The organism is Streptomyces iakyrus (genome assembly GCF_000717055.1).
Lineage (GTDB): Bacteria > Actinomycetota > Actinomycetes > Streptomycetales > Streptomycetaceae > Streptomyces > Streptomyces iakyrus.
Window position 1 is genome coordinate 162,394 of sequence record NZ_JNXI01000012.1, and the last position, 23,976, is coordinate 186,369.

23 protein-coding genes are annotated in these 23,976 nt (G+C 72.6%); 14 read left to right on the top strand and 9 right to left on the bottom strand.

Translation table 11 applies throughout. The annotated features are described in order from the left end of the window. Positions 1-191: 191 nt before the first annotated feature. The 3 genes from OO68_RS19655 to OO68_RS19660 all read left to right on the top strand — a co-directional run bounded on the left by OO68_RS19655 (position 192) and on the right by OO68_RS19660 (position 2,534). Entirely contained in the window at positions 192-1,571 is a 1,380-nt protein-coding gene (locus tag OO68_RS19655; RefSeq protein ID WP_033309707.1) for a C39 family peptidase, read from the top strand. A 90-nt stretch (positions 1,572-1,661) separates the two neighbouring features. Further along, positions 1,662-1,802 (top strand): SCO1431 family membrane protein, encoded by a 141-nt coding sequence (locus OO68_RS45525; RefSeq protein ID WP_106974374.1) that lies wholly within the window; start codon positions 1,662-1,664, stop codon positions 1,800-1,802. A gap of 75 nt (positions 1,803-1,877) precedes the next feature. After that, positions 1,878-2,534: a TetR/AcrR family transcriptional regulator gene (locus OO68_RS19660; protein WP_033309708.1), complete on the top strand. Its 657-nt coding sequence runs from the start codon at positions 1,878-1,880 to the stop codon at positions 2,532-2,534. A 46-nt stretch (positions 2,535-2,580) separates the two neighbouring features. On the opposite strand, the gene OO68_RS19665 is transcribed toward OO68_RS19660, so the two are convergent. Next, complete coding sequence (locus OO68_RS19665; protein ID WP_033309709.1) at positions 2,581-3,846, bottom strand: glycoside hydrolase family 18 protein; 1,266 nt, start codon at positions 3,844-3,846, stop codon at positions 2,581-2,583. 332 nt (positions 3,847-4,178) lie between these two features. Here OO68_RS19665 and OO68_RS19670 point away from each other — a divergent pair, with 332 nt between their 5' ends. Next, positions 4,179-5,351 carry an acyl-CoA dehydrogenase family protein gene (locus tag OO68_RS19670; protein WP_033309710.1) on the top strand — a complete coding sequence of 391 codons (1,173 nt, stop codon included), beginning with the start codon at positions 4,179-4,181 and terminating at the stop codon, positions 5,349-5,351. Here the strand turns inward: OO68_RS19670 and OO68_RS48735 are convergent. Then, on the bottom strand, positions 5,314-5,562 hold the full coding sequence (locus OO68_RS48735) for a hypothetical protein (RefSeq protein ID WP_078625374.1): 249 nt from the start codon (positions 5,560-5,562) through the stop codon (positions 5,314-5,316). The two genes, OO68_RS19670 and OO68_RS48735, sit on opposite strands and share 38 nt — an antisense overlap. 166 nt (positions 5,563-5,728) lie before the next feature. Further along, positions 5,729-6,160, bottom strand: coding sequence for a hypothetical protein (locus tag OO68_RS19675; RefSeq protein WP_033309711.1), 432 nt, complete (start codon positions 6,158-6,160; stop codon positions 5,729-5,731). Between the two features lie 269 nt (positions 6,161-6,429). Between OO68_RS19675 and OO68_RS19680 the strand changes: the two genes are divergently transcribed. The 4 genes from OO68_RS19680 to fxsA all read left to right on the top strand — a co-directional run bounded on the left by OO68_RS19680 (position 6,430) and on the right by fxsA (position 10,574). Further along, the gene (locus OO68_RS19680) at positions 6,430-6,870 is read left to right on the top strand and encodes an Lrp/AsnC family transcriptional regulator (protein WP_004002750.1); all 441 of its coding nucleotides are present in this window, start codon (positions 6,430-6,432) and stop codon (positions 6,868-6,870) included. 97 nt (positions 6,871-6,967) lie between these two features. Next, entirely contained in the window at positions 6,968-8,569 is a 1,602-nt protein-coding gene (locus tag OO68_RS19685) for an amidohydrolase (protein ID WP_033309712.1), read from the top strand. A 533-nt stretch (positions 8,570-9,102) separates the two neighbouring features. Beyond that, complete coding sequence (locus OO68_RS19690) at positions 9,103-9,906, top strand: polyprenol monophosphomannose synthase (RefSeq protein ID WP_033309713.1); 804 nt, start codon at positions 9,103-9,105, stop codon at positions 9,904-9,906. 92 nt (positions 9,907-9,998) lie between these two features. After that, entirely contained in the window at positions 9,999-10,574 is a 576-nt protein-coding gene (gene fxsA, locus OO68_RS19695; protein WP_033309714.1) for an FxsA family membrane protein, read from the top strand. Positions 10,575-11,130: 556 nt separating this feature from the next. Here the strand turns inward: fxsA and OO68_RS19700 are convergent. From OO68_RS19700 to yczE, 4 genes are all read right to left on the bottom strand, one after another. After that, on the bottom strand, positions 11,131-11,505 hold the full coding sequence (locus OO68_RS19700; protein WP_003977404.1) for an RNA polymerase-binding protein RbpA: 375 nt from the start codon (positions 11,503-11,505) through the stop codon (positions 11,131-11,133). A gap of 266 nt (positions 11,506-11,771) precedes the next feature. Then, positions 11,772-13,118, bottom strand: a complete 1,347-nt coding sequence (locus OO68_RS19705) for an MFS transporter (protein WP_033309715.1) — start codon at positions 13,116-13,118, stop codon at positions 11,772-11,774. Between the two features lie 48 nt (positions 13,119-13,166). Continuing rightward, positions 13,167-13,934: a glycerophosphodiester phosphodiesterase family protein gene (locus OO68_RS19710; RefSeq protein ID WP_033309716.1), complete on the bottom strand. Its 768-nt coding sequence runs from the start codon at positions 13,932-13,934 to the stop codon at positions 13,167-13,169. Beyond that, positions 13,931-14,584: a membrane protein YczE gene (gene yczE / locus OO68_RS19715; protein ID WP_033309717.1), complete on the bottom strand. Its 654-nt coding sequence runs from the start codon at positions 14,582-14,584 to the stop codon at positions 13,931-13,933. Before yczE ends, OO68_RS19710 begins: the two co-directional genes overlap by 4 nt. 101 nt (positions 14,585-14,685) lie before the next feature. On the opposite strand from yczE, the gene OO68_RS19720 reads away from it, so the two are divergent. Beyond that, positions 14,686-16,185: an SCO1417 family PLP biosynthesis transcription factor gene (locus OO68_RS19720; RefSeq protein ID WP_033309718.1), complete on the top strand. Its 1,500-nt coding sequence runs from the start codon at positions 14,686-14,688 to the stop codon at positions 16,183-16,185. Positions 16,186-16,232: 47 nt separating this feature from the next. Here OO68_RS19720 and OO68_RS19725 read toward each other — a convergent pair whose 3' ends face one another. Then, entirely contained in the window at positions 16,233-17,894 is a 1,662-nt protein-coding gene (locus OO68_RS19725; RefSeq protein ID WP_033309719.1) for a P-loop NTPase family protein, read from the bottom strand. 50 nt (positions 17,895-17,944) lie between these two features. Further along, a complete protein-coding gene (locus tag OO68_RS19730; protein ID WP_030843336.1) occupies positions 17,945-18,139 on the bottom strand; it encodes a hypothetical protein in 195 nt (64 codons plus the stop codon). A 298-nt stretch (positions 18,140-18,437) separates the two neighbouring features. Here OO68_RS19730 and OO68_RS19735 point away from each other — a divergent pair, with 298 nt between their 5' ends. The 5 genes from OO68_RS19735 to OO68_RS19755 all read left to right on the top strand — a co-directional run bounded on the left by OO68_RS19735 (position 18,438) and on the right by OO68_RS19755 (position 23,924). Continuing rightward, positions 18,438-18,830, top strand: a complete 393-nt coding sequence (locus tag OO68_RS19735; protein WP_033309720.1) for an ankyrin repeat domain-containing protein — start codon at positions 18,438-18,440, stop codon at positions 18,828-18,830. A 300-nt stretch (positions 18,831-19,130) separates the two neighbouring features. After that, complete coding sequence (locus OO68_RS19740; RefSeq protein ID WP_033309721.1) at positions 19,131-20,549, top strand: HEAT repeat domain-containing protein; 1,419 nt, start codon at positions 19,131-19,133, stop codon at positions 20,547-20,549. A gap of 185 nt (positions 20,550-20,734) precedes the next feature. After that, entirely contained in the window at positions 20,735-21,862 is a 1,128-nt protein-coding gene (locus tag OO68_RS19745; RefSeq protein WP_033309722.1) for a glycosyltransferase family 4 protein, read from the top strand. Next, entirely contained in the window at positions 21,859-23,052 is a 1,194-nt protein-coding gene (locus tag OO68_RS19750; RefSeq protein ID WP_033309723.1) for a glycosyltransferase, read from the top strand. The genes OO68_RS19745 and OO68_RS19750 overlap by 4 nt, the downstream gene beginning before the upstream one ends. Beyond that, positions 23,049-23,924, top strand: coding sequence for an SGNH/GDSL hydrolase family protein (locus OO68_RS19755; protein ID WP_051814727.1), 876 nt, complete (start codon positions 23,049-23,051; stop codon positions 23,922-23,924). Before OO68_RS19750 ends, OO68_RS19755 begins: the two co-directional genes overlap by 4 nt. Positions 23,925-23,976 lie beyond the last annotated feature (52 nt).

Sequence of the window (23,976 nt, forward strand, 5' to 3'; positions counted from 1 at the left end):
GCTCAGCACTCTAACGACGGGGTCCGGCACGGATGCCACTGGTCGACGCCAATATTGGTGGGCGCGGCGCGCGTCGAAGTGCTGGCAGGACACGGCGGGCTGTGCTCATATGTGGCGCACGCACGGATACGACCGGCCGTGCACGGCCTTGCCCCGCTCCTGCCCGACTCCGACATCCGGGGGTCCCCGTCATGCGCAGAGCCGAACCGCCCTCCCGCCGAACCGTCCTGGTCGCCGCGGTCGCCGCCGCCGTCACCGCGGGCGCGGGTCCGGCGGCCGCCGACCCCGAGGCCCCCGTGACGACCGACGCCACCGATCCCGCCCGGGCCGTCCCGGCCCGCACCGTCGACAACCGGGCCTGGGTCTCGTACGGCGACTGGCGCGGCGGTACCGCAAAGGGCACCGGGGCCGTCGCGGGTAGCCTCCCGGGCCTGGTGATCGCGAAGCCCGCCGGAACCGCCGCCTACACGGATCCGCACACCGGCAAGACCGCGGACTGGCAGTACGGCACCTGGACGTCCCCCGTCCACCGGCTCGCCGTCCCCGCCACCGAGGCGATCGTCACGTGGAACGCGCGCACCCCGGCCGGCACCTGGATCCAGGTCGAGATCAAGGGCACCTACACCGACGGCACAAGCACCCCCTGGTACGTGATGGCCCGCTGGGCGGCCGGCGACCAGGACATCCGGCGCACCTCGGTCGACGACCAGAGCGACGGCAAGAGCACCGTCTGGACCGACACCCTGGCGATCGACGACGCCTCCACCGGTCTGCGCCTCACGTCGTACCGGCTGCGCCTGACCCTCTACCGCAAGCCCGGCACCAAGGCGACCCCGACCGTGTGGCGGCTCGGTGTCATGGGCTCCGACGTGCCCGACCGGTTCACCGTCCCGGCGTCCGTGCCCCGCCTCGCGAAGGAACTGGCCGTCCCGCGCTACTCGCAGGAGATCCACAAGGGCCAGTACCCCGAGTACGACAACGGAGGCGAGGCCTGGTGCAGCCCGACGTCCTCCCAGATGGTCATCGAGTACTGGGGCGGCCGGCTCACCGACGGACAGCTGGCCTGGGTCGATCCCTCGTACGCCGACCCACAGGTCTGCCACGCGGCCCGCTTCACCTACGACTACCAGTACGGGGGCTGCGGCAACTGGCCGTTCAACGCCGCCTACGCGGCCACGTTCAAGGACCTGCGGGGCGTGGTCACCCGGCTCGGCTCGCTCACCGACCTGGAGACGCTCATCGCCGCGGGCATCCCGGCCATAACGTCCCAGTCGTTCCTCAAGGAGGAGCTCACGGGCGCCGGCTACGGCACCGCAGGGCACCTGATGACCGTCATCGGCTTCACCGCCGACGGCGACGTCATCGCCAACGACCCCTTCTCGGCGAGCAACGAGGCCGTACGGCGCGTCTACCGCCGGCGCGAGTGGGAGAACATCTGGCTCCGGACCAAGCGGTACAACGCCTCCGGCAAGGTCGTCTCGGGCACGGGAGGCGTCTGCTACCTGTACTTCCCGGCGCGCCCGAGCGCGGCCCAGACCAAGGCGCTGGCGGCCGTGGGCGTCCGCGTGTGAGCAAGCTCTCGGCCGCAAAAGCCGCGTCCGGTGGCAAGGTGGACGGAACTCCGGGGGAGTCCGTCCGTACCACCGAATGAGCGAGAAGCCATGACCGCACACTCAGCGACCGCCCCACGCGTCCGCACCGGCGGCCCTCAGGACGACGGTCCGAAGGTCGTCGAGCACCTCATGGGCTGGGCCCTCGTCGTGGTCGTGGCGATGCTCGTGACCCAGCTGGGGCTGCTGTGACCTGACCCACGGACCGGGAGTGGGGCCTGCCATACTGCGGAGGTCCCACCCCGCCCGTTGAGACCAGGGTCGAAATTGAATATCAGCCCCCAGCCCGCCGCGCGTCCCAGGGCCCGCGGCACCGAGCGTTCGATGGCGCGCCGTGCCGAACTCATCGCCATCGGGCGGAGGTTGTTCGCCGACACGTCCTACGACGCGCTGTCGATGGACGACATCGCCCGGCAGGCGCACGTCGCCAAGGGGCTGATCTACTACTACTTCCAGTCCAAGCGGGGCTACTACCTGGCCATCATCCAGGACTCGGTCGCCGAGCTGCTCACCCTGGCCGCGAGCGGTCTGGAACTGCCCCCGGTCGACCGGGTCCAGCGCACCGTCGACAGCTATCTGCGCTACGCCGAGCACAACCAGGCCGCGTACCGCACGATCGTGAGCGGCGGAGTCGGCTTCGACACCGAGGTGCACGCCATCCGTGACGGAGTGCGCGAGGCCGTCGTGACCACCATCGCCGAGGGTGCGTACGGCCGGGCCGACGTCGCCGCGCTGGCGCGGATGGGCCTGCTGTCCTGGGTGTGCGGTGTCGAGGGGGCCACGCTGGAATGGATCGACCGCCCCGAGCTGCCCCGCGACACCATGTGCGAGCTGCTCGTGAAGACCCTCGGCGGCGTCCTGCGCGCGATCGAGGAGCTCGACCCCGCCCATCCGGCACCGCAGCCCGCCCGCCGGGGCGCATGAGAAAGGGGCGGAGGGTCCGCCGGACCTCCGCCCCTCGCTCGGCGCGCTACCGGATGGCCTTGATCAGCTCACCGTTCGAGGTGTCGCCGCTCAGCTCCCAGAAGAACGTGCCGCCCAGTCCCTGCTGGTTCTTGTAGTTCATCTTGGTGCCGATGGTCGCCGGGGTGTCGTAACTCCACCAGTTGCCGCCGCACTTGGCGTACGCCGTGCCGGCCACCGTCCCCGTCGCCGGGCACGTGCTCTTGAGCACCTTGTAGTCCTCGATGCCCTGCTCGTACGTGCCCGCCGCCGGGCCGGTCGCGGTGCCGCCGGGGGCCGCCTGGGTGACACCCGTCCAGCCTCGGCCGTAGAAGCCGATGCCGAGCAGCAGCTTGGACGCGGGGATGCCGAGGCCCTTGAGCTTGGCGATGGTCGCCGAGCTGTGGTTGTCCGCCTTCGGGATGCCGGAGTACGAGGTCAGCGGCGAGTGCGGGGCCGTCGGACCGGCCGCGTCCCAGGCGCCGAAGAAGTCGTACGTCATCGGGTTGTACCAGTCGACGTACCGGGCGGCGCCCGCGTAGTCCGCCGCGTCGATCTTTCCGCCCGGGGTGGCGTCGGCGGTGATCGCCGCGGTCACGAGGTTCCGCTGACCGAACTTGGCCCGCAGCGCCTGCATCAGGTTCCTGAAGGCGGCCTTGCCGCTGGTGTCGCAGGTGGCGCCGCAGGTGTTCGGGTACTCCCAGTCGATGTCGATGCCGTCGAACACGTCCGCCCACTTGGAGTTCTCGACGAGGTCGTAGCAGGACTGGGCGAAGGCGGCCGGGTTCTTCGCGGCCTCACCGAAGCCGCCCGACCAGGTCCAGCCGCCGAAGGACCACAGGACCTTGAGATCCGGGTGCTTCTGCTTCAGCTTGCGCAGCTGGTTGAAGTTGCCGCGCAGCGGCTGGTCCCAGGTGTCGGCCTTGCCGTCGACGGACTCGGCGGCGGTGTAGGCCCGGTCGGTGGCGGCGTAGCCGTCGCCCATGGCGCACCTGCCGCCGGTGACGTTGCCGAAGGCGTAGTTGATGTGGGTGAGCCTGCTGCCCGATCCGGACGTCTCGATGTTCTTGACGTAGTACTTGCGGTCGTAGGTGCCCCATTCGGTGAAGTACCCGATGACCTTGGATCCGGCGGCCCTGGCGCCGGGAGCGGCCTTCGAACCGGCGGCGGCCTCCTGAGCCGAGGTCGCCGCGGTGGCGGAGGTGCCCGCGCCGGCCAGCAGACCGGCGCCGAGGACGGCGCAGCAGGCCGCGGACACGATGGCCCGGAAGCGGGAACGGTGGGGGGTGTGCATCCGGTGTCTCCTCGTGGGGAGAGGGGAACGCGCGCCGATTGGCATGAACGCGGTGAATCGGTGGAGCGAAACAGTAGGAGGACTAGACCAGTTGGGTCAATGGTGCGGACCAATTCCGCCGCTCCCGTCGCGCGCGGCCTATTCTTGAAGTGAGCGGTCGTTAACTGGTGACGGGATGCCTCCGATCGGGCATACTCACAGCGCACAGCCGCTGGTCAGCAGCTCTCGAGACCCGGGACTGCAAGCATCGGCCAGGCACCAGAACGACCCGGCGGCGCCGCCCCCACCCATGGGCCCGTCCGCCAGTGCCCGACAGGGAGGAGAGCGTCGCCATGCCCGACCGCGCCCCGCAGCCGGTGGACCGACAACTGCCCACGGAGGAGGCCCGGGACCTGATCTCACTCGTGCGCGACATCGCGCAGCAGGAGATCACCCCGCAGGCGGCCGAGGAGGAGGACGCCGGCCGCTTCCCGCGCGAGCTGTTCACCCTGCTCTCCCGCTCCGGGCTGCTGGGCCTGCCGTACGACTCCGAGTACGGCGGCGGTGACCAGCCCTACGAGGTCTACCTCCAGGTCCTGGAGGAGCTCGCCGCGGCCCGCCTCACCGTCGGCCTCGGCGTCAGCGTCCACTCCCTGGCCTCCTACGCGCTTGCCGCGTACGGCACCAAGGAGCAGCAGGTCGAGCACCTGCCCGCGATGCTCGGCGGCGGCCTGCTCGGCGCCTACTGCCTCTCCGAGCCGCACTCCGGCTCGGACGCGGCGGCCCTGCGCACCAAGGCCGTACGGGACGGCGACGACTGGGTGATCACCGGCACCAAGGCCTGGATCACGCACGGCGGCATCGCGGACTTCTACACGGTGATGGCACGCACCGGCGAGGAGGGCCCCCGCGGGATCAGCGCGTTCCTGGTGCCCGGCGACGCCGTGGGGCTGAGCGCCGCGGTGCCCGAGAAGAAGATGGGCATGAAGGGCTCGCCCACCGCACAGGTTCACTTCGACGGCGTCCGCGTCTCGGACGACCGCCGCATCGGCGAGGAGGGGCAGGGCTTCGCGATCGCCCTGTCGTCGCTCGACTCGGGGCGGCTCGGCATCTCGGCGTGCGCGATCGGTGTGGCACAGGCCGCGCTCGACGAGGCGCTCGCCTACGCGGCCGAAAGGCGCCAGTTCGGCAAGCCGATCGCCGACTTCCAGGGGCTGCGGTTCATGCTCGCCGACATGGCGACGCAGATCGAGGCGGGCCGTGCGCTCTACCTCGCGGCGGCGCGGCTGAAGGACGCGGGCCGGCCGTTCGCGCGGCAGGCGGCCATGGCCAAGCTGCACTGCACGGACACGGCGATGCGGGTCACCACCGACGCCGTGCAGATCCTCGGCGGCTACGGCTACACCGCCGACTTCCCGGCCGAGCGCTACATGCGCGAGGCCAAGGTGCTGCAGATCGTGGAGGGCACCAACCAGATCCAGCGGATGGTCATCGCCCGCCATCTCGTGGGTCCAGAGGGACGCTGAACTGGTCGAGGCCCCGCCAGGGGGCCGCGAGCCGCATCCACTCCGGGTCGTGCCGGCCCGGAAGGGTGCGGCCGCCCTCGGCCCAGGTCCGCATCAAGTCGCGGTAGATCGGCGGGTCCTGGTGGCGGGGCGGGGCCGGCCGAACCGATTCTGCGGGCGGCGGGACGTACAGGAGGCGCTGACGCCCGGTCGCTGAGGAGATGGGGGTCATACCAGGGCAACGCGGCAAACCCCGGACAGGTCACCGGATGACGGAATCGGGCGTTCGTTCAGTTCCGCACCCGGTTCCGGGCACACCGAACCGCACCACGGCGATCCGCGAGCCGCGGTGCGGTTCAGCTACGGGTGTGGAGCGAACGGCTCGGGAGAGCCCGCGCTCAGGCCGCGCGGCGCATGACCGGAACCCTGATGGGGCGTGAGCCCGGGCCGCCGACGTGCGAGAAGGGCTGGGTCCGCCAGTCGAGCCCCTGAGGGAGCGTCAACAGCAGTGCGGTGTCCTGCTCCTGCGGTTCCGCGGACTCGTCCGCGGCGTGGGCGTCCGTGGCCCTGCGGCCGGTCCCGGCGCAGACCGTGAGCCCGAAGGGGTTCCACGGCGAGGCGCACAGCGCGTGCTCCGGCAGAACCTCCTCGTCCGCCAGCAGGGCGATGGGCTGCGCGCAGTCCGGGCAGACGACCCGGAACATCTCGAACGTGTCGTAGGCGTCGGGTTCGTCGTCGTAGGCGTCGGGTTCGACGCCCTCCGGCTCGGGCTCGACGACGAGTTGCTGCCGCTTGGGTGCGGTGCGACCAGGGCGCTTAAGACTCTGCATTGTGTTCTCCCCCTCGGGCTGGGCCGTATCAGGCACTGCGGCCTCGACCACAGCAAGCACTTCCCGTCACCCCTGGGCGGTAATCACGAGAACATCACGGAGACCGTTCGAGGCCTGTGGCGTTCGTCACATGCCCCGTGCAGGTGTCCACTGCGGCGCATTTGTCCCCCGGACGGCTGACCGTCGGCTTCCGGCCACATCACGAACCGGGCATGACCTGGGCTGCTCAGGTATCCGAGGAGATCAACCGCCCTGTAGGTTCTTGCGCCATGGAGGAGCTGGACCGACAGATCGTGCAGCTGCTCGTCAAGGACGGGCGGATGAGCTACACCGACCTGGGCAAGGCCACGGGGCTGTCCACGTCGGCCGTGCACCAGCGGGTGCGGCGGCTGGAGCAGCGGGGTGTCATCCGGGGCTATGCCGCGGTCGTCGACCCGGAGGCCGTGGGGCTGCCGATGACGGCGTTCATCTCGGTGAAACCGTTCGATCCCAGCGCGCCGGACGACATCGCGGACCGGCTGGCCGGCGTGCCCGAGATCGAGGCGTGCCACAGCGTCGCGGGCGACGAGAACTACATCCTGAAGGTGCGAGTGGCGACGCCGCACGAGCTGGAGGAGCTGCTGGCCCGGTTGCGGTCGCTGGCCGGGGTGTCCACGCGGACGACGGTGGTGCTGTCCACGCCGTACGAGGCGCGACCGCCGCGGATCTGACCGGTGGTTCGGCGAGTGCGGGTCGTGTGCGGCTGATCGCGCACTTCCCCGCGCCCCTCATTCAGGCGTCACCCCCACCCCTGTGAGACTGTGCTCCATGAGTGAGTCCACCGCCCCGCCCAAGACCGTTCTTCTCCGCCGTGGAGAGGTCCACAGCCCCGCCGATCCCTTCGCCACCGCCATGGTCGTGGAGCGGGGGCAGGTCGCGTGGGTCGGGTCCGAGGGGGCCGCTGACGCCTTCGCCGACGGGGTGGACGAGGTGGTCGACCTCGACGGGGCCCTGGTCACCGCGGCGTTCACGGACGCGCATGTGCACACCACCGCCACGGGGCTCGCCCTCACCGGGCTCGATCTGTCCGGCGCACCCTCCCTCGAAGCCGCCCTCGCCCTCGTACGGGACTTCGCCGCCGAGCGTCCGGGCGACCGCGTCCTGCTCGGGCACGGGTGGGACGCCGCCCGCTGGCCCGGAGGCAGGCCCCCGACGCGGGCCGAACTCGACGAGGCGACCGGGCGCCGGCCCCTCTACCTCAGCCGGATCGACGTCCACTCGGCGGTCGTGAGCTCCGCCCTGCTCGACCTGGTTCCCGATGTCACCCGTGCGGACGGCCCGCTCACCACGGACGCCCATCACGCCGTGCGGCGCGCGGCGTTCGCCGCCGTGACGCCGCAGCAGCGCACGCAGGCGCAGCGCGCCGCCCTCGCGCACGCCGTCTCGCTCGGGATCGGCACGGTCCACGAGTGCGCCGGGCCCGAGATCTCCTCCGAGGACGACTTCACCGGCTTGCTGCGCCTCGCGGGGGAGGAGCCCGGGCCGCGGGTCGTCGGCTACTGGGCCGAGCAGGACGTCGCCAAGGCGCGGGAGCTGGGCGCGGCGGGCGCCGCGGGGGACCTGTTCGTCGACGGCGCCCTCGGCTCGCACACGGCCTGTCTGCACCAGCCCTACGCCGACGCCGGGCACACCGGCATCGCCTACCTGGACGCCGCCGCTGTCGCGGCGCACGTCGTGGCGTGCACGGAGGCGGGGCTGCAGGCCGGTTTCCACGCCATCGGCGACGCCGCCGTGGACGCCGTGGTGGAGGGCGTGCGCGCCGCCGCCGACAAGCTCGGGCTCGGCCGGATCCGGGCCGCCCGGCACCGCGTCGAGCACGCCGAGATGCTCACCCCGGAGAGTGTCGCCGCCTTCGCCGAACTGGGCCTCACCGCTTCCGTGCAGCCCGCGTTCGACGCCCTGTGGGGCGGCGAGGAGGGCATGTACGCGCAGCGGCTCGGGAAGGAGCGGGCCGGGGCCCTGAACCCCTTCGCGGCCCTGCTGCGCGCCGGTGTCCCGCTCGCGTTCGGCTCCGACAGCCCGGTCACCCCGCTCGACCCGTGGGGCACGGTCCGGGCCGCCGCCTTCCACCGCACGCCGGAGCATCGCGTCTCCGTGCGCGCCGCGTTCACGGCCCACACGCGCGGCGGCTGGCGGGCCGTCGGACGGGACGACGCGGGCGTGCTGGTCCCCGGCGCCCCCGCCGACTATGCCGTCTGGCGCACCGGCGAACTCGTCGTCCAGGCCCCGGACGACCGCGTCGCCCGCTGGTCGACGGACCCCCGCTCCGGCACCCCCGGACTGCCCGACCTCACTCCGGGCCACGACCTGCCCGTCTGCCTGCGCACCGTCGTGGGCGGACGCACGGTCTTCGTAGGGCCGGGCGAGTGATCTACGGGGGCGGCGCGCATGAAGTCGTGCGCCGCGCCCCCGGCACGCGACCTGCGCATCCTCGGCCCTGACCAGGGCTTTGCCGTAAGATGCGCAGGTCGGAGGGCTGTTGACAGGCGGCCGCAGGAGGCCGGTAGGTTCGTCCGAGTCCACCACCGGACGCCCGACCGGGAACGTCCGAGCACTCGCCGCGGCGCCGCCGGGTCAGGGACGGTGTGCCGCACCGGGGCACCGCCACTGGGAGCCAGGCTCAGGCCGGCGCAGCGCCGAGGGTACGTTCCGGCCGGTCGGGGAGGTGTGACCCGGGTGGGGCCCGGGCGCTCAGTAGACAACGGCTCTCGGTCGATCCGCAGCCGGCGGATCCCAGGCCGGCCCGAAGGGCGCCGGGCCCCCATCCGCCGTACGCGCACACCCGGAGGCGCCGTCTTACCCGCGTCTTGCGGATTCGACACCACGATTCGAACGTCCTGTCACGTCAGCGCAGGCGGGGCCCACTATGGTGGACCCCTGCGTATGAACATGAAGGGGCAGCAGTGAACGACGGCGACGGAACCCTCGCGGCAGAAGCCCAGGTGAGGAAGTTCGGCCCGCTCGGTACGGCCTTGGTGATCATCCCGACCTACAACGAGGCGGAGAACATCAAGAGCATCGTCGGCCGGGTACGCAAGGCCGTCCCCGAGGCGCACGTGCTCGTGGCCGACGACAACAGCCCGGACGGCACGGGCAAGCTGGCCGACGAAGTGGCCGTCGAGGACGACCACGTCCACGTGCTGCACCGCAAGGGCAAGGAGGGCCTCGGCGCCGCCTACCTCGCGGGCTTCCGCTGGGGCCTGGAGCGCGACTACGGCGTGCTGGTCGAGATGGACGCCGACGGCTCCCACCAGCCCGAGGAGCTGCCCCGTCTGCTCACCGCTCTCAAGAGCGCCGACCTGGTCCTGGGCTCGCGCTGGGTGCCGGGCGGCCGGGTGGTGAACTGGCCGAAGTCCCGCGAGGTGATCTCCCGGGGCGGCAGCCTGTACTCGAGGCTGGCGCTCGACCTGCCGCTGCGCGACATCACCGGCGGCTACCGCGCCTTCCGCCGCGAGACCCTGGAGGGCCTCGGCCTCGACGAGGTCGCCTCGCAGGGGTACTGCTTCCAGGTCGACCTAGCGCGCCGCGCGGTACGGGCCGACTACCACGTGGTCGAGGTGCCGATCACCTTCGTCGAGCGTGAACTCGGCGATTCCAAGATGAGCCGCGACATCCTCGTCGAGGCGCTGTGGCGCGTCACGGCCTGGGGAGTGGGAGAGCGGGTCGGCAAGGTCACGGGGCGCGGCGGCAGACCCTCGAAGCCGTGACCGCGCGCCCGACGGGACCGGGCCGGACCTTCACAGAAACAGCTGATGGTGGCCTTATCCCGTGCTGAGCCGGGGCCAGGCACACTGGAGGCATGACGACTGGCGCTCAGACCCCGCTGCCCCCTGCCCGGCCCCAGCGCTCCCGGCTGCGTACGTTCCTGCCGCTGGGCGTCGCCGCGTGGTTCGTGCTGGAGATCTGGCTGCTCATGCTGGTCGCGGGGGCGACCAGCGGGCTGGTGGTCTTCCTCGTCCTGCTGGCGGGTCTCGTCCTGGGCTCGCTCGTCATCAAGCGGGCCGGCCGACGGGCCTTCCGCAAGCTCTCCGAGGCGCTGCAACAGCAGCAGAGCGGTGTGATGCCCGACGCGGCGCGGCCCAACAGTGAGGGCAACGGCCTGATGATGCTGGGCGGTCTGCTCCTGATCATCCCCGGCCTGGCGTCGGACGCGGTGGGCCTGCTCCTGCTGCTGCCGCCGGTCCAGAAGGCCGTGAGCCGCTCGGCGGAGCGCACCTTCGAGCGCAAGCTCAGGGAGGCCCGCCCGGGCACCCTGGGCGGCGCCTTCCAGCAGGCCCGGATGCACCAGCCCGACGGCAAGGTCGTCCAGGGCGAGGTCATCAGGGACGAGCCCGGGGGCGCCCCACAGCCGCCCCACCCGCCGCTGACGCACTGAGCCCTCCCCGGGTGCACACGCCCGGGCACCGGGCAAGCGCCTGGCCAGGGCGCCGGACACCCGGCAGCTCCGGGCACCGGGCAGCGCGAGCCCGGGTGTCGGACACCCGGCAGCCCCCGGGTGTCGGACAGGGCGGCAGCCTCCGGGCGCCGGACCAGCGCCAGTCCCGGGCACCGGACACCTGGCAGCTTCGGGTGTCAGACACCCGGCAGCCCCCGGGTGTCGGACACGGCGGCAGCCTCCGGGCGTCGGGCACCCGGCAGCTCCGGGCACCGGGCAAGCGTCAGTCCCGGGCACCGGACACCCAGCAGCCCCGGGCGTCGGACACGGCGGCAGCCTCCGGGCGCCGCAGACCCGGCAGATCCGGGCACCGGGCAAAGCGCGAGCCCGGGTGTCGGGCACCCGGCAGCCCCGGGCGCCGGACAAGCGGCAGCCCCCGGCGCCGGACACCCGGCAGCCCGTGCAGCGAACACGCGGAAGACCGCGGGCGCCGTACTTCTCGTACGGCGCCCGCGGTCTTCTGATGCGCTGTTACTTCGGCCAGGCCCTCGCGGGGCTATGCCGACTTGCGGCTGTCGCGGGGATGAACAGCGATGTTCATCGCCCCGGATCGCAGAACCGCCAGGCGCTCCTCGAGGACCTCTTCGAGCTCCTCGCGGGTGCGCCGCTCCATCAGCATGTCCCAATGGGTACGCGCGGGCTTGGCCTTCTTTTCTTCCGGGCCGTCGCCGTCCACCAGGAGTGCCTGGGCCCCGCAGACCTTGCACTCCCACTCCGGCGGGATCTCCGCCTCGACCGAGAAGGGCATCTCGAAGCGGTGCCCCTTCTCGCATGCGTACTCCACGGCCTGGCGCGGGGCCAGGTCGATGCCGCGGTCCGTCTCGTAGCTGGTCACCACGAGGCGCGTGCCGCGAAGAGCTCGCTCACTCATGAATCGTGCCTCCCGGGCTTGTCGCCCACAGGACAGGTGTCGCTGTCGTCGTCATCCGGTCAACGTCCGGTCGGCGGTAAAGATTCCCGTTCCGAGTCCCGTTCCGGGTCATGCGTCGCCGTCGTAGCCGCCCTTGTTGTACCCACCAGCGCCCGGTTTGTCACATCTGATAGCAGATATAACCCAGCGTTTCGGCATCTTTGACGCGCAGTAACGGTCCGCCTGGCAGGCCAAACGCGTACACTACAGCCCTTTCGCTCCGAGTGCTAAATCCTGTCGGGAACCGGATTCCCCGCTTCGCCGATCGCACGCCGCACCGGCACCCGCGCGAGCAGGACGAACCCGAGAACGAAGAAGGCCACCAGCGAGATGATCGCGTCCCGGTAGCTCCCGGTCAGCTGGTAGGTGATCCCGAACAGCAGCGGCCCGAGCCAGCTCATGCCGCGGTCGCTCATCTCGTACGCCGAGAAGTATTCGGCCTCCTTGCCCGGCGGGATCAGGTGGGAGAACAGCGAGCGCGACAGTGCCTGGCTGCCGCCCAGGACCAGGCCGATCCCGGCGGCCAGGACGAAGAACCACACCGGCGCCCCGGCCGGCAGGAAGTACCCGGCCGCCAGCGTCACCGTCCACGCGACCAGCGAACCGAGGATCGTGCGCTTGGCCCCGTACGCCCGGGCCAGCCGGCCCATGGTCAGCGCGCCCGCCACCGCCAGCACCTGCACCAGCAGCACGGCACCGATGAGGGTGGACTGCCCGAGCCCGAGCTCCTCGGAGCCGTAGACCGAGGCCTGGGAGATCACAGTCTGGATGCCGTCGTTGTAGACGAGGTAGGCGAGCAGGAAGGCCAGCGTCAGCGGGTGGCGGCGCATGTCGCGGACCGTCGCCGCGAGCTGCTTGAAGCCCGGCAGGGCCGCCTCCCGCCCGGCCGTCCTGCGATCGCGCAGCCGCCGCAGCGGGATGAGGGCGAACGCGCCCCACCACAGGCCCGCCGAGGCCAGGCAGACGCGGACCGCCGTGCTCTCGGAGAGGCCGAAACCCTCGTGCCCCGTGTAGAGGACCAGGTTCGCGACGAGGACCAGTGAACCCGCCGCGTAGCCGAAGGCCCAGCCGCGGGAGGAGACGGCGTCCCGCTGCTCGGGCGGGGCGATCTGCGGCAGGTAGGAGTTGTAGAGCATCATCGCCACGGACTGCGCGGCGTTCGCGACGATCAGGAGGGCCCCGCCCAGCAGGTAGCGGTCGCCATCCAGGAAGAACATGGCCGCCGTGGCCGTGGCGCCGGTGTAGGCGGCGGCCGCGAGCAGGGGCTTCTTGCGGCCGGTGCGGTCGGCGGCGGCGCCCACCAGCGGCATCACCAGCACGGCCACGATCACCGACAGGGACACCGAGTAGGCGAAGAAGGAGCCGGCCCGCACCGGGATGCCGAGGGGATGGACGTACCCGTCGGCGTCCGCGGCCGACTTGGCGACCGAGGTCAGATAGGGGCCGAGGAACACGGTCAGCACGCTCGTCGAGTAGACGGAGCAGGCCCAGTCGTAGAAGTACCAGCCGCGCTGCTCGCGCCTCAGCTCCGCCGCACCGTCGGCCGGCGGTGTCCGCACGGTGTCGTTGCCCACCCGTGCCCTCGCTTCCCCATGAACGCGCAGAGGGGTCGGACGTGGGCCTCAGGCCCAGACGCCGCGGTCCTCCATGACCTTGCGCAACGTGTCGATGTGATCGGTCATGATGCCATCCACGCCCAGGTCGAGAAGCCGGTGCATGCTCTCGGCGTCATTGACGGTCCACACGTGCACCTGGAGCCCGCGTGCATGGGCGGCGTGCAGGAAGCGCCGGTCCACGACCTGGATCCCCGACTGGATCTCGGGGACCTGGGCGGCCACCGCCGAGCGGCGGACCGCGGCCGGCAGTCCCCAGGAGCGCAGCCGCAGGCCCAGCACGCCGCGTGTGCCGTAGGACGTGGCCAGGCGGGGGCCGGCCAGTCGCTGGGCGCGGACCACCCGTGCCTCGGAGAACGAGCCGAGGCAGATCCGCTCCCAGGAGTCCGTCCGGCCGACCAGGTCGAGGAAGGGCAGCAGGGCGGCCTCCGCCTTGACGTCCACGTTCCAGCGCACGCCGGGGAAGGTCTCCAGGAGCTCCTCGAAGAGGGGCAGCGGTTCCCCGTCCGCCACGCGCGCCTGCCGTACCTCCTGCCACGGCAGATCCGCGATCCGGCCGGCGCCGTCCGTCATCCGGTCCAGGGTCGCGTCGTGGAAGGCGACGAGTCTGCCGTCCCGGGTGGTGTGCACATCGGTCTCGATGTACCGGTATCCGGCCTCGACCGCGCACCGGAACTGCCGCACGGTGTTCTCCAGGCCGTCCGCGGCTCCACCTCGGTGGGCGAAGGCGATGGGGCCGGGATGGTCGAGGTAGGGATGGCGTATCCGCGGGGTCACGGACGCAGTATCGCCCCTCGGGGTTGACCGGTGGCAACGGTGGTGCTGACGCCGGATGCCGCGGGGACGGCGAACACGCGCAGGAACGCCTGGGCCAGGGGGCCGATCGCCAGGGCGTACAGAAGGGTGCCGATCCCGACGGTGCCGCCGAGGGCGAAACCGGTCGCGACGACGGTGAGCTCGATGCCCGTGCGCACCAGCCGGATCGAGACGCCGGTGAGCTGGTGCAGTCCGGTCATGAGGCCGTCCCGGGGGCCCGGTCCGAAGCGGGCCGCGATGTACAGGCCGGTCGCCGCGCCGTTCAGGACGATCCCCGCCAGCATCAGCGTGATGCGCGGCACCAGGCCGTGCGCGTCGGGCACCAGAACCAGCGCCGCGTCCATCGCCATGCCGATGACCAGCACGTTGGAGATCGTGCCAAGGCCCGGCCGCTGGCGCAGCGGGATCCACGCGAGCAGCACCGCCGCGCCCACGAGGGTCAGGACGACGCCGATCGACAGACCGGTCCGCTCGGCCAGCCCCTGGTGCAGCACGTTCCACGGCTCCAGGCCGAGCCCCGACCGGACGAGCAGAGCCGAACTCGCGCCGTACAGCGCGAGACCGGTGTAGAGCTGGACGAGTCGCCGGGTGAGCCGGTCCCGCGTGAACATGATGCGCCCCCTGTGTGGCGGTAGTGGACTGCTGCATGACACCCTGTGGCTTGAGTGGAGAGGCCATCCATGGCCAATCCGGGGAAGGTGGACTGATTTCGATGGCGGAGTGGACTTCGGCCGTGGGTGCGGCGCAGCTCGCCCGGCTCCTCGGCTCCCAGCAGGACCGCCCGGCGGGACCCGGCACGCGCCGGCCGCCGGCCTACCGTGCCCTCGCCGACGGCATCCGGCTGCTGGTGCTCGAAGGACGGGTCCCGGTGGCAGCCCGGCTGCCCGCCGAACGAGAACTCGCCCTCTCCCTGTCCGTCAGCCGCACGACGGTCGCCGCCGCGTACGAGGCGCTGCGCAGCGAGGGGTTCCTGGAGTCCCGGCGCGGCGCCGGCAGCTGGACCGCCGTCCCGGCCGGGAACCCGCTGCCCGCGCGCGGTCTCGAGCCCCTGCCTCCGGAGGCCCTCGGCTCGCTGATCGACCTCGGCTGCGCCGCCCTCCCCGCTCCCGAACCCTGGCTCACCCGGGCCGTCCAGGGCGCCCTGGAGGAACTGCCGCCCTACGCGCACACGCACGGCGACTACCCCGCCGGGCTGCCCGCGCTGCGGGCGATGATCGCCGAGCGGTACACCGCGCGCGGGATTCCGACCATGCCCGAGCAGATCATGGTGACGACCGGGGCGATGGGCGCGATCGACGCCATCTGCCATCTGTTCGCCGGGCGGGGTGAGCGCGTCGCCGTCGAGTCGCCCTCGTACGCCAACATCCTCCAGCTGATGCGGGAGGCCGGGGCCCGGCTGGTGCCCGTGGCCATGGCCGAGGGGCTCACCGGGTGGGACATGGACCGCTGGCGGCAGGTCCTGCGGGACGCCGCCCCCCGCATCGCGTACGTCGTCGCCGACTTCCACAACCCGACCGGGGCGCTCGCCGACGAGGACCAGCGGCGGCGGCTGGTGGACGCGGCACGGTCCGCGGGGACGGTGCTGATCGCGGACGAGACGATGAGCGAGCTGTGGCTCGACGCGGACGTGCGGATGCCGCGGCCGGTGTGCGCGTTCGATCCCGCCGGGTCGACGGTGATCACGGTGGGGTCGGCCAGCAAGGCGTTCTGGGCCGGAATGCGGATCGGGTGGGTGCGGGCCGCGCCGGACGTGATCCGCAGCCTGGTCGCCGCCCGGGCCTACGCCGATCTCGGTACGCCGGTGCTGGAGCAGTTGGCGGTGAACTGGCTCTTCGGGACCGGGGGCTGGGAGCAGGCCGTGGAGGTGCGGCGGGAGCAGGCGCGGTCGAACCGGGACGAGCTGGTGGCCGCGGTGCGGCGGGAGCTGCCCGGGTGGGAGTTCGAGGTGCCGCAAGGCGGATTGACGCTGTGGGTGCGCACGGGCGGCCTGTCCGGGTCACGGCTGGCCGAGGCGGGGGAGCGCGTGGGCGTGCGGGTGCCGTCCGGGCCGCGGTTCGGGGTGGACGGGGCCTTCGAGGGGTACGTGCGGTTGCCGTTCACCGTGGGCGGCGCGGTGGCCGAGGAGGCCGCCGTGCGGCTGGCCGCTGCGGCGGCGCTGGTGGAGAGCGGTGCGGTGGGGAACGCGGAGGCGCCGCGTACGTTCGTGGCGTAGCGCCGGACGGGTACGTCGGCCGGGGGGGGCGAAAGCCGGAGGCCTGGCTAGGTCTCCTTGGTCAGGACGGGCACCGCGGCCGGAGCCGCTTCCGGCGTCTGCGGGGCCCCGGGCTCCGGTTCCGGCTCCGCTTCCTCCGCCGCCGGCTCCGGTGCGTCTTCCGACTGGTCCTGCTCCGGGATCGTCTCGCCGTCCGCCGGGGTCGTGCGCGGCGGCAGCAGGCTGAGGACCGCCTCGCAGAGGGCGTCGGGCGTCGCGTCGTCGTAGGGGTTCGGGGTGGCCGGCACCTGGAGGCGGTGGACCGGCCCCGAACCGAGGCGGGCATAGCCGCGGCCGGGCGGGAGCTCGTCGATCGGAGTGGTGTGCGGGGGCGCGCCCAGGACCGACTCCAGTTCCTCCGCCGTCGCCGGGCCGAGGACCACACGGGCGCGGGTGTGCCGGCGCACCGGGTCGCTCAGGGCGTCCATGCTGTCCAGCTGGTCGGCCACGACCACCGTCACGTTCGCCGGGCGGCCGTGCCGGAGGGGGACCTGGAGGAGGGACTGCGGATCCTTGCGGCCGTCCGCCGTGGCCAGGTGGGTGAAGGCCGTCGGACGGTCGAGGAGGATCCACAGCGGGCGCTTGGTGTCGTCGGGCGGCGGGTCGCCGGCCTGGTGGGCCCGGTTGGCGGCGATGAGGCGGCGCTCCGTCTCGGTCGCCGCCCACTCCAGGCTGGCCGTGACCCCGGCGAGCCCCGCCTCGACCGCCAGGACGCCGTCCCGGCCGGTCAGGCAGGCGTACTCGCCGGTGCCGCCGCCGTCGATGATCACCACGTCGCCGTGGAGCAGGGCCTGCAGGGCGATGGACCGCAGCAGGGTGGAGGTGCCGCTGCCCGGCTGGCCGAGAGCCAGCAGGTGCGGCTCGGTGGAGCGCAGGCCCGTGCGCCAGACGACCGGCGGCACGTCCCGTTGCCGTTCCCCTTGGGTGAGGGGGAGCGTGCGCTGGACCCGGGTGGGGTCGGTGAAGCCGAGAACCGTCTCGCCGGGGGTGGTGACGAAACGCTGGGCTGCGATGTCGACGGGCAGCGGCAGGAGTACGCCCACTGTCAACTGGTTGCCCTCCTCGTCCCACGTGAAGTGGTATTCGCGGCCCCGGCCCGACTTGGCCGCGAGGAGGTGCTCGATCCGGGCGCGGGCCTCGGCCTCGCCGTCGGTGAAGTACGCCGGGTAGCGGATCACCAGCTGCGAGATGCGGCCTCCGCCGTCGAAGGCGTAGGTGGGGAAGGCCTTGTCCCAGGCGCCGCCGTGGGAGTACAGCGGCTCGGGGTCCTCGGCGGCGGAGAAGTACGGCACCAGCGCCTCGTACAGCGACGTCAGCCGCTGGGTCTGCGACTCGTCGGGCCCGTCGGACGCTGCCGGAGAGCGGTCCCGGCCCTGCCACGCCGCCGCCGCCATCAGGGTGATGGCGGCGAGCAGCGGTCCGTACGGCACCAGCGCCACGACCAGGACCACGGAGGCCGCCAGGAACAGCAGCGCCCCCCGTCGCTCCTTGGGCGTCTCGGTCCATCTGCGCCGTCCGGCCGCTGCCAGCCGGCGCAGACCCCGCGCGATCGTGATCAGCGGGTGGAGGACGTCGGTGGCGCTGTCGGCGGCCGTCCGGGCCAACTCCCGGCTCCGGGCGAGCTGCGCGCTGCCGTTGCTCAGAATGCGGGGGAGGGGGCGCCGGGCCACTGCTGCCTCCAGGGAGTGCGTACAGGCGGGATGCGTACGGGAGCGTGGCGTCAGAACTTGATGCCGCCGAGGAGGCTCGCCAGGCTCTCGCCGCCCGCCTTGATGCTCGGGGCGATGGCCGTACTCGCCAGATAGAAGCCGAACAGCATGGCGACCACGGCATGGGACGCCTTCAGTCCGTCCTTGCGGAAGAAGATGAAGACGACGATGCCGAGCAGGACCACGCCTGAGATGGAGAGGATCATTTGAGTTCTCCTGGTTTCGCGGGGACAGTCACCATGAGTACTTCCAGGCTCACAGCATGTATCCATACGATAAAAGGTGCAACTGGGTGAAAATCGAACGATTTGCACCCAGTGGCGGAGTGGTCCCGGGCCCGGTGGAGCCGGGTGGTTGCGCTTGTCCGGGTCTGTGCTGATCTTTACCTCGGGCACATCGGGTCATGTGCCGCACGAGCCAGTACCCTGGCGATTCACTCGTACGGCTGCGTCCCTCGCAGTCGTACGCACCGAGACGATGCGCAGTGGAGAGGCGGTCCGGCCGATGACCGAAGTCCCCGACCCCGAGGTCGTGGAGCTGGCGACGAAGATCTTCGATCTGGCCCGGCGGGGACAGACCGAGGCGCTCGTGGCGTACGTCGAGGCGGGTGTTCCGGCCAACCTCACCAACGACCGCGGCGACTCGCTCGTGATGCTCGCCGCCTACCACGGCCACTCCGACGCGGTGCGTGCGCTGCTGGAGCGCGGCGCCGAGGCCGACCGGGTGAACGACCGGGGTCAGACCCCGCTCGCCGGAGCGGTCTTCAAGGGCGAGACGGACGTGATCAAGGCCCTTCTGGAGGGCGGCGCCGATCCGTCGATCGGAACGCCGTCGGCCGTCGACACCGCCCGGATGTTCGGGCGGACGCAATTGCTCGAACTGTTCGGCGAGCACTGAACCGACAGGTCTGACCAGCACAGACACGGAAAACGGGGGAGGCGGTACAGGGCCGCCGAAATTTCGGTCGCGGCGGACGAGAGTGCCGAGTCATCATGACGACGTGGTTCACGGACGTGATGGTTGGGCAGGTTTTGCCGCACCGCGCGGGCCGTGACGCGGTCCGCAAGGGCCACCGACGAGAGGCAGAGGAAGATGGTCTACAGCAAGCAGGAAACGGCGGGCACTCCGACGTGTTGTCGCGCGGCCAGGTAGTACACGTCCCCGGTTGCGTCGACGCTTGATGTGAGGCTGTTTCCCATGTTCGATCCGGTCATAGCGCCTAGCGGTACGCTGCTCGGCCTGCTTCAGCGGGGCCGCGGCGACGGCACGCTGCACGCGCTCACCGCCCCGCGCCCCGAGGCGCTGGCGGCGTTGAACCACTGTGTGCTGCGCGATCCCCGCCACGACTGGCAGGTGGAGAACCGCTCCCTCTACTACGCCCGCCTCTACCTCGACCTGAACGGCGAGCTGGACGAGGTCGAGGCGCATCTCTTCTGCGCCGAGGACGTCCTCGACACCGACGAGACCCGCACCGGGCTCGCCCTCGCCGTCCTCGGGCACCTCGCCTCCTACGGCAGGCGGGACGCGCTGGAACTGCTGCGCAGGTACGCCGCCCACGGGTCCAACTGGGCCTGGGCCCTCGACGAACTCGCCCTCAGGGACGACGACGCGGGCCTGCGCGCCCTTGCCGCACCCGTCCTCGCCCGGTTCCCCGCCGACCCGGAGGGCGATGCCGAACTGGCCGCCACCGTCCGGGACGCCTTCGAGCCCCGGCCGTGGCGCCTGTGGGCCGAGGATCCGCGCGCATCCGTCGCCGCACGCGTGCGTGCCGCTCACGAGACGGGGTCCTTCGACCGCTGGCAGCGGCAGATGCGGCCCTCCGGCCCCCGCCCGGGGTGGAGCGTGCAGGCCGTCTTCGAGTGGGCCCAGCAGGGCATCGACCGCGGTGCCGCCCTCCATGTGCCGGCCGCCCGCTGTCTCACCGCCGTGGCGGGCCCCGAGGACCGGGCCGAGATCGTCCGGGCGGCGCGGGACGGCACCGACGGAGCCCGGTGCACGGCCCTGAGGTACCTCGCCGACGGCAACGATCCCGACGCCCTAGATCTCATCGAGGGCGCGGTCACCACCGGCTCGACCCTCGTCGTGGACGCGGCCGTCGACGCCTTCGAACGAATGCGCTCACTGGCCGCCGTGGACCGCGCGCGCGGCTGGGCCCCGCGACCCGACGCGCTGGGCGCGGCCGCCGGACGCGTCCTCGCCTGCCGGGGCGGGGTGCAGGACCGCGACCTGGTCCTCGCCGCGCTACGTGAGGCCGTGAGGGGCGAAGGCCCCGACGCCCAGACCCTGTGGACCCTCGTGGACGGCACCGGACGGCTCGGCATCGCCTGCGCCGCCCCCGTACTGCGCCACGTCTACCGCGAGACCGCCTCCTCCCATCTGCGCGGCCGCGCCGCCCGGGCCCTGGCCGCCACCGACCCCTCCTTCGCCACCGGCTTCGCCGTCGAGTGCCTGTGGGACTGCGAGGAGACCACCCGGGAGATCGCCGCCCGGCACGCCGAGACCGGCGACACCCGTGTCGTCGAGCGACTGCGACGGCTCGCCGCCGACCCGGCCGAGGAGGACGAGGTGCAGACGGCCGTACGCAGCCGGATCGGGCCCGAGGAGACCGCTGTGTGACCCCCCTCCGACGGGAGGGCGGGGCGGATGCACGCCTCCGGGGTGAACACGGGATGACTCGCGGGTCAGGAGGGCATGGACGCCGCCTGACCTGCGCGGGTGCACCTCAGAACGCTCATAGGACGTTCCTCGGCCGGAAAGATCCACGTTGACGCGGCCACGTCCGGCACGGCGACAACAGCGGTATGCGTGTCGTCATCGTGACCGAATCCTTTCCCCCCGATGTGAACGGCGTGGCCCACTGCGCGCTCCAGACCGCCCGGCACCTCGTCGATCGCGGTCACGCCCCCGTCGTCGTCGCCCCGGCCCCCGCGCCCGGCAACAAGCCCGACGCCTCAGCGCCGTGCCCCGTCGTCCACGTCCCCTCCCTCCCGCTCCCCGGCTACCCCCAGGTGCGCGTCGCCCTCCCCAGCCGCCGCCTGGCCGCCACCCTCGTCGAGCACCGCGCCGATGTCGTCCACCTCGCCAGCCCCTTCGTCCTCGGTGTGCGCGGCATGGCCGCAGCCGCGCGCCTCGGCATCCCGGCCGTCGCCGTCTACCAGACCGACCTGGCCGGCTACGCCCGTACCTACATGGGCGCCGGCGAGGCTGCTGCCTGGCGGCGCATCCGCTCCGTGCACGGCGCCTGCGACCTCACCCTCGCCCCGTCCAGCGCTGCCCTGCGTGACCTGGAGACCCACGGTGTGCCGCGCGTCGAGCTGTGGCCGCGCGGCGTGGACACCGAGCGCTTCCGGCCCGACCGGCGTGACGAGACCCTGCGGCGGGAACTCGCCCCGAACGGCGAGGTGATCGTCGGCTACGTCGGCCGGCTCGCCCCCGAGAAGCAGGTCGAACTCCTCTCCGACGTCTGTGCCCTGGAGGGCGTCCGAGTCGTGATCGTCGGCGACGGACCCAGCCGGCCCGGTCTGGAACAGGCGCTGCCGGGTGCCGTCTTCCTCGGCCGGCGCACCGGTGACGACCTCGCCCGGGTCTTCGCCTCGTTCGACGTCTTCGCCCACACGGGCCCGTTCGAGACGTTCTGCCAGACGGTCCAGGAGGCCATGGCCAGTGGCCTGCCGGTGGTGGCGCCCGCCGCGGGCGGGCCGCTGGACCTGGTCGCGCACGGGCGTACCGGCCTGCTGGTGCCGCCGCGCGACGCGAGCGCCGTCCGCGACGCGGTGCGGTCCCTGGCCGCCGACGCCGGGCTGCGGGCCGCCTTCGGCGCCGCCGGGCGCGCCACGGTCGAGGGCCGCACCTGGGCGGCCGTCGGAGACCAGCTGATCGGGCACTACGCCAAGGTGCTCGCCGGGCGCCGGACGGCGGTGGCGGCATGATCGACTCCCGCTCCGGCGGCAGCACCCGGTCGCTGCGGATCGTCCGGCTCGCCAACTTCGTCGCCCCCTCCTCCGGTGGTCTGCGCACCGCGCTGCGTGAACTCGGCAAGGGCTTCAAGGCGGCGGGCCACGAACCCGTCCTCGTGGTCCCCGGCGAGCGCATGAGCGACCGGGAGACCGAGCAGGGGCGGGTGATCACTCTTCCGGGGCCGCTGCTGCCCGGCACCGGCGGCTACCGCGTCCTCGCCGACAAGCGGCGGGTGGCCCGGCTCCTGGAGGAACTCGCCCCCGACCGGCTGGAGGTGTCCGACCGGACGACCCTGCGCTGGACCGGCAAGTGGGCGCGCCGCGCCCGGATCCCGGCCGTGATGGTCTCCCACGAGACGGCCGACGGGGTGCTGCGCACCTGGGGTGTGCCCGAGGGGGCCGCCCGGCGTGCCGCGGACGCCCTCAACGTCCGTACGGCCCACACCTACGCGCGCGTGGTGTGCACCACCGAGTTCGCCGAGCGGGAGTTCGTGCGGATCGGGGCCCGCAACGTCGTCCGGGCCCCGCTCGGTGTCGATCTGGTGCAGCGTCACCCGGCGCTGCGCGACCCGGAGGTACGGGAGCGGCACGCGCGCGTCGACGAGACGCTGCTCGTGATGTGCTCGCGGCTGTCCGTGGAGAAGCGGCCCGGCACGGCGCTGGACGCCCTCCAGGCGCTGCGGCGGAGCGGCCGCCGGGCCGTGCTGGTGGTGGCCGGGGACGGTCCGCTGCGGGCCGGGCTCGAACGGCGGGCGCGCGAAAGCGGCCTGCCGGTCACCTTCCTCGGGCACGTCTCCGACCGCGGGCTGCTGGGTGCGCTCCAGGCGTCCGCCGACGTGGCACTGGCCCCGGGGCCGGCCGAGACCTTCGGGCTCGCCGCGCTGGAGGCCATGGCCTGCGGCACGCCCGTGGTAGCGAGCGCCTCGTCGGCGCTGTCGGAGGTGATCGGTGCCGCCGGTGCCGTCGCGGCGGACCACGGCGAGGCGTTCGCTGACGCTGTGGACCTCCTGCTGGAACGCCGGGAGGCGGACCGGCGCGAGGCGGCACGCGCGCGTGCGGAGTGCTTCGGGTGGAACGCGGCGGTCGACGCGTTTCTCGCCGCGCACGACGTGGCCGTCCCCGTGCGTCCGGTTCGGCCGTTCGTGCCCGGGGGCGTGGCATGAGACCCCCGGGGCCCGGCCCGCTCGGGCCGCCGCGATTCGTGGCCCTCGGGGACTCGCTCACCGAGGGTGTGGGAGACCCCGTCGGAGGCGGGGCGTGGCGCGGCTGGGCCGCGCTGCTCGCCGACGGGCTTTCCGAGGAGCCGGCCGCGTTCACCAACCTCGCGGTGAGCGGCTCACAGACCCGGGACGTGCTGGAGCGGCAGCTGCCGGCCGCGCTGGACCTGCGGCCCGGCCTCGTGTCCGTGGTCGTCGGCGTCAACGACACCCTGCGCTGCACGTTCGACATCCAGGCCGTGGCCACCCGGCTCGACCGGGTGTACGCGGCCTGTACGGAGCACGGCGCCGTCCTGCTCACCGCGTGCCTGCCCGACCCGGGCAGGATGCTCGGCGTGCCGGCCGCCCTCGCCGATCCACTGGCCCGGCGGCAGCGGGCCGTGAACATGGTGGTGCACGCCCTGTCCGAGCGGTACGGGGCGCTGCACCTGCACGCGTGCGAGGGCGACTGGACCACCGACCGTGCCCTGTGGAGCGCGGACCGGCTGCACCCCGGGGAACGCGGGCACCGGCAACTTGCCCTGCGCTTCCACGCGCTGCTCGCGGAGCACGTCCTCGCTACGGGGCCCGCTCCGTCGGCGGAACCCGAGTTCCCCGCCCCGGCGAAGGCGGCGAGCCTGTGGTGGCTGGCCACGGCCGGCACCGGCTGGGTGGCACGCCGATGCACCGACCTGCTGCCCCAGCTCCTGACCCTGGCCGCCGAGGAACTCCGGCACCGCGCCCGCGGCACGAGCGCCCGGCTCGACCTGCGGGCCTCGGCCGCGGTGTCCGCCGCGCTGGCCGCCCTGGCGGTGGTGGAGCGGGCGGACGCGGCCTAGGTCTGAAACTGACGGACGTTATAGACAGGTGGGTCTCCCGCAGAGGCGGGGT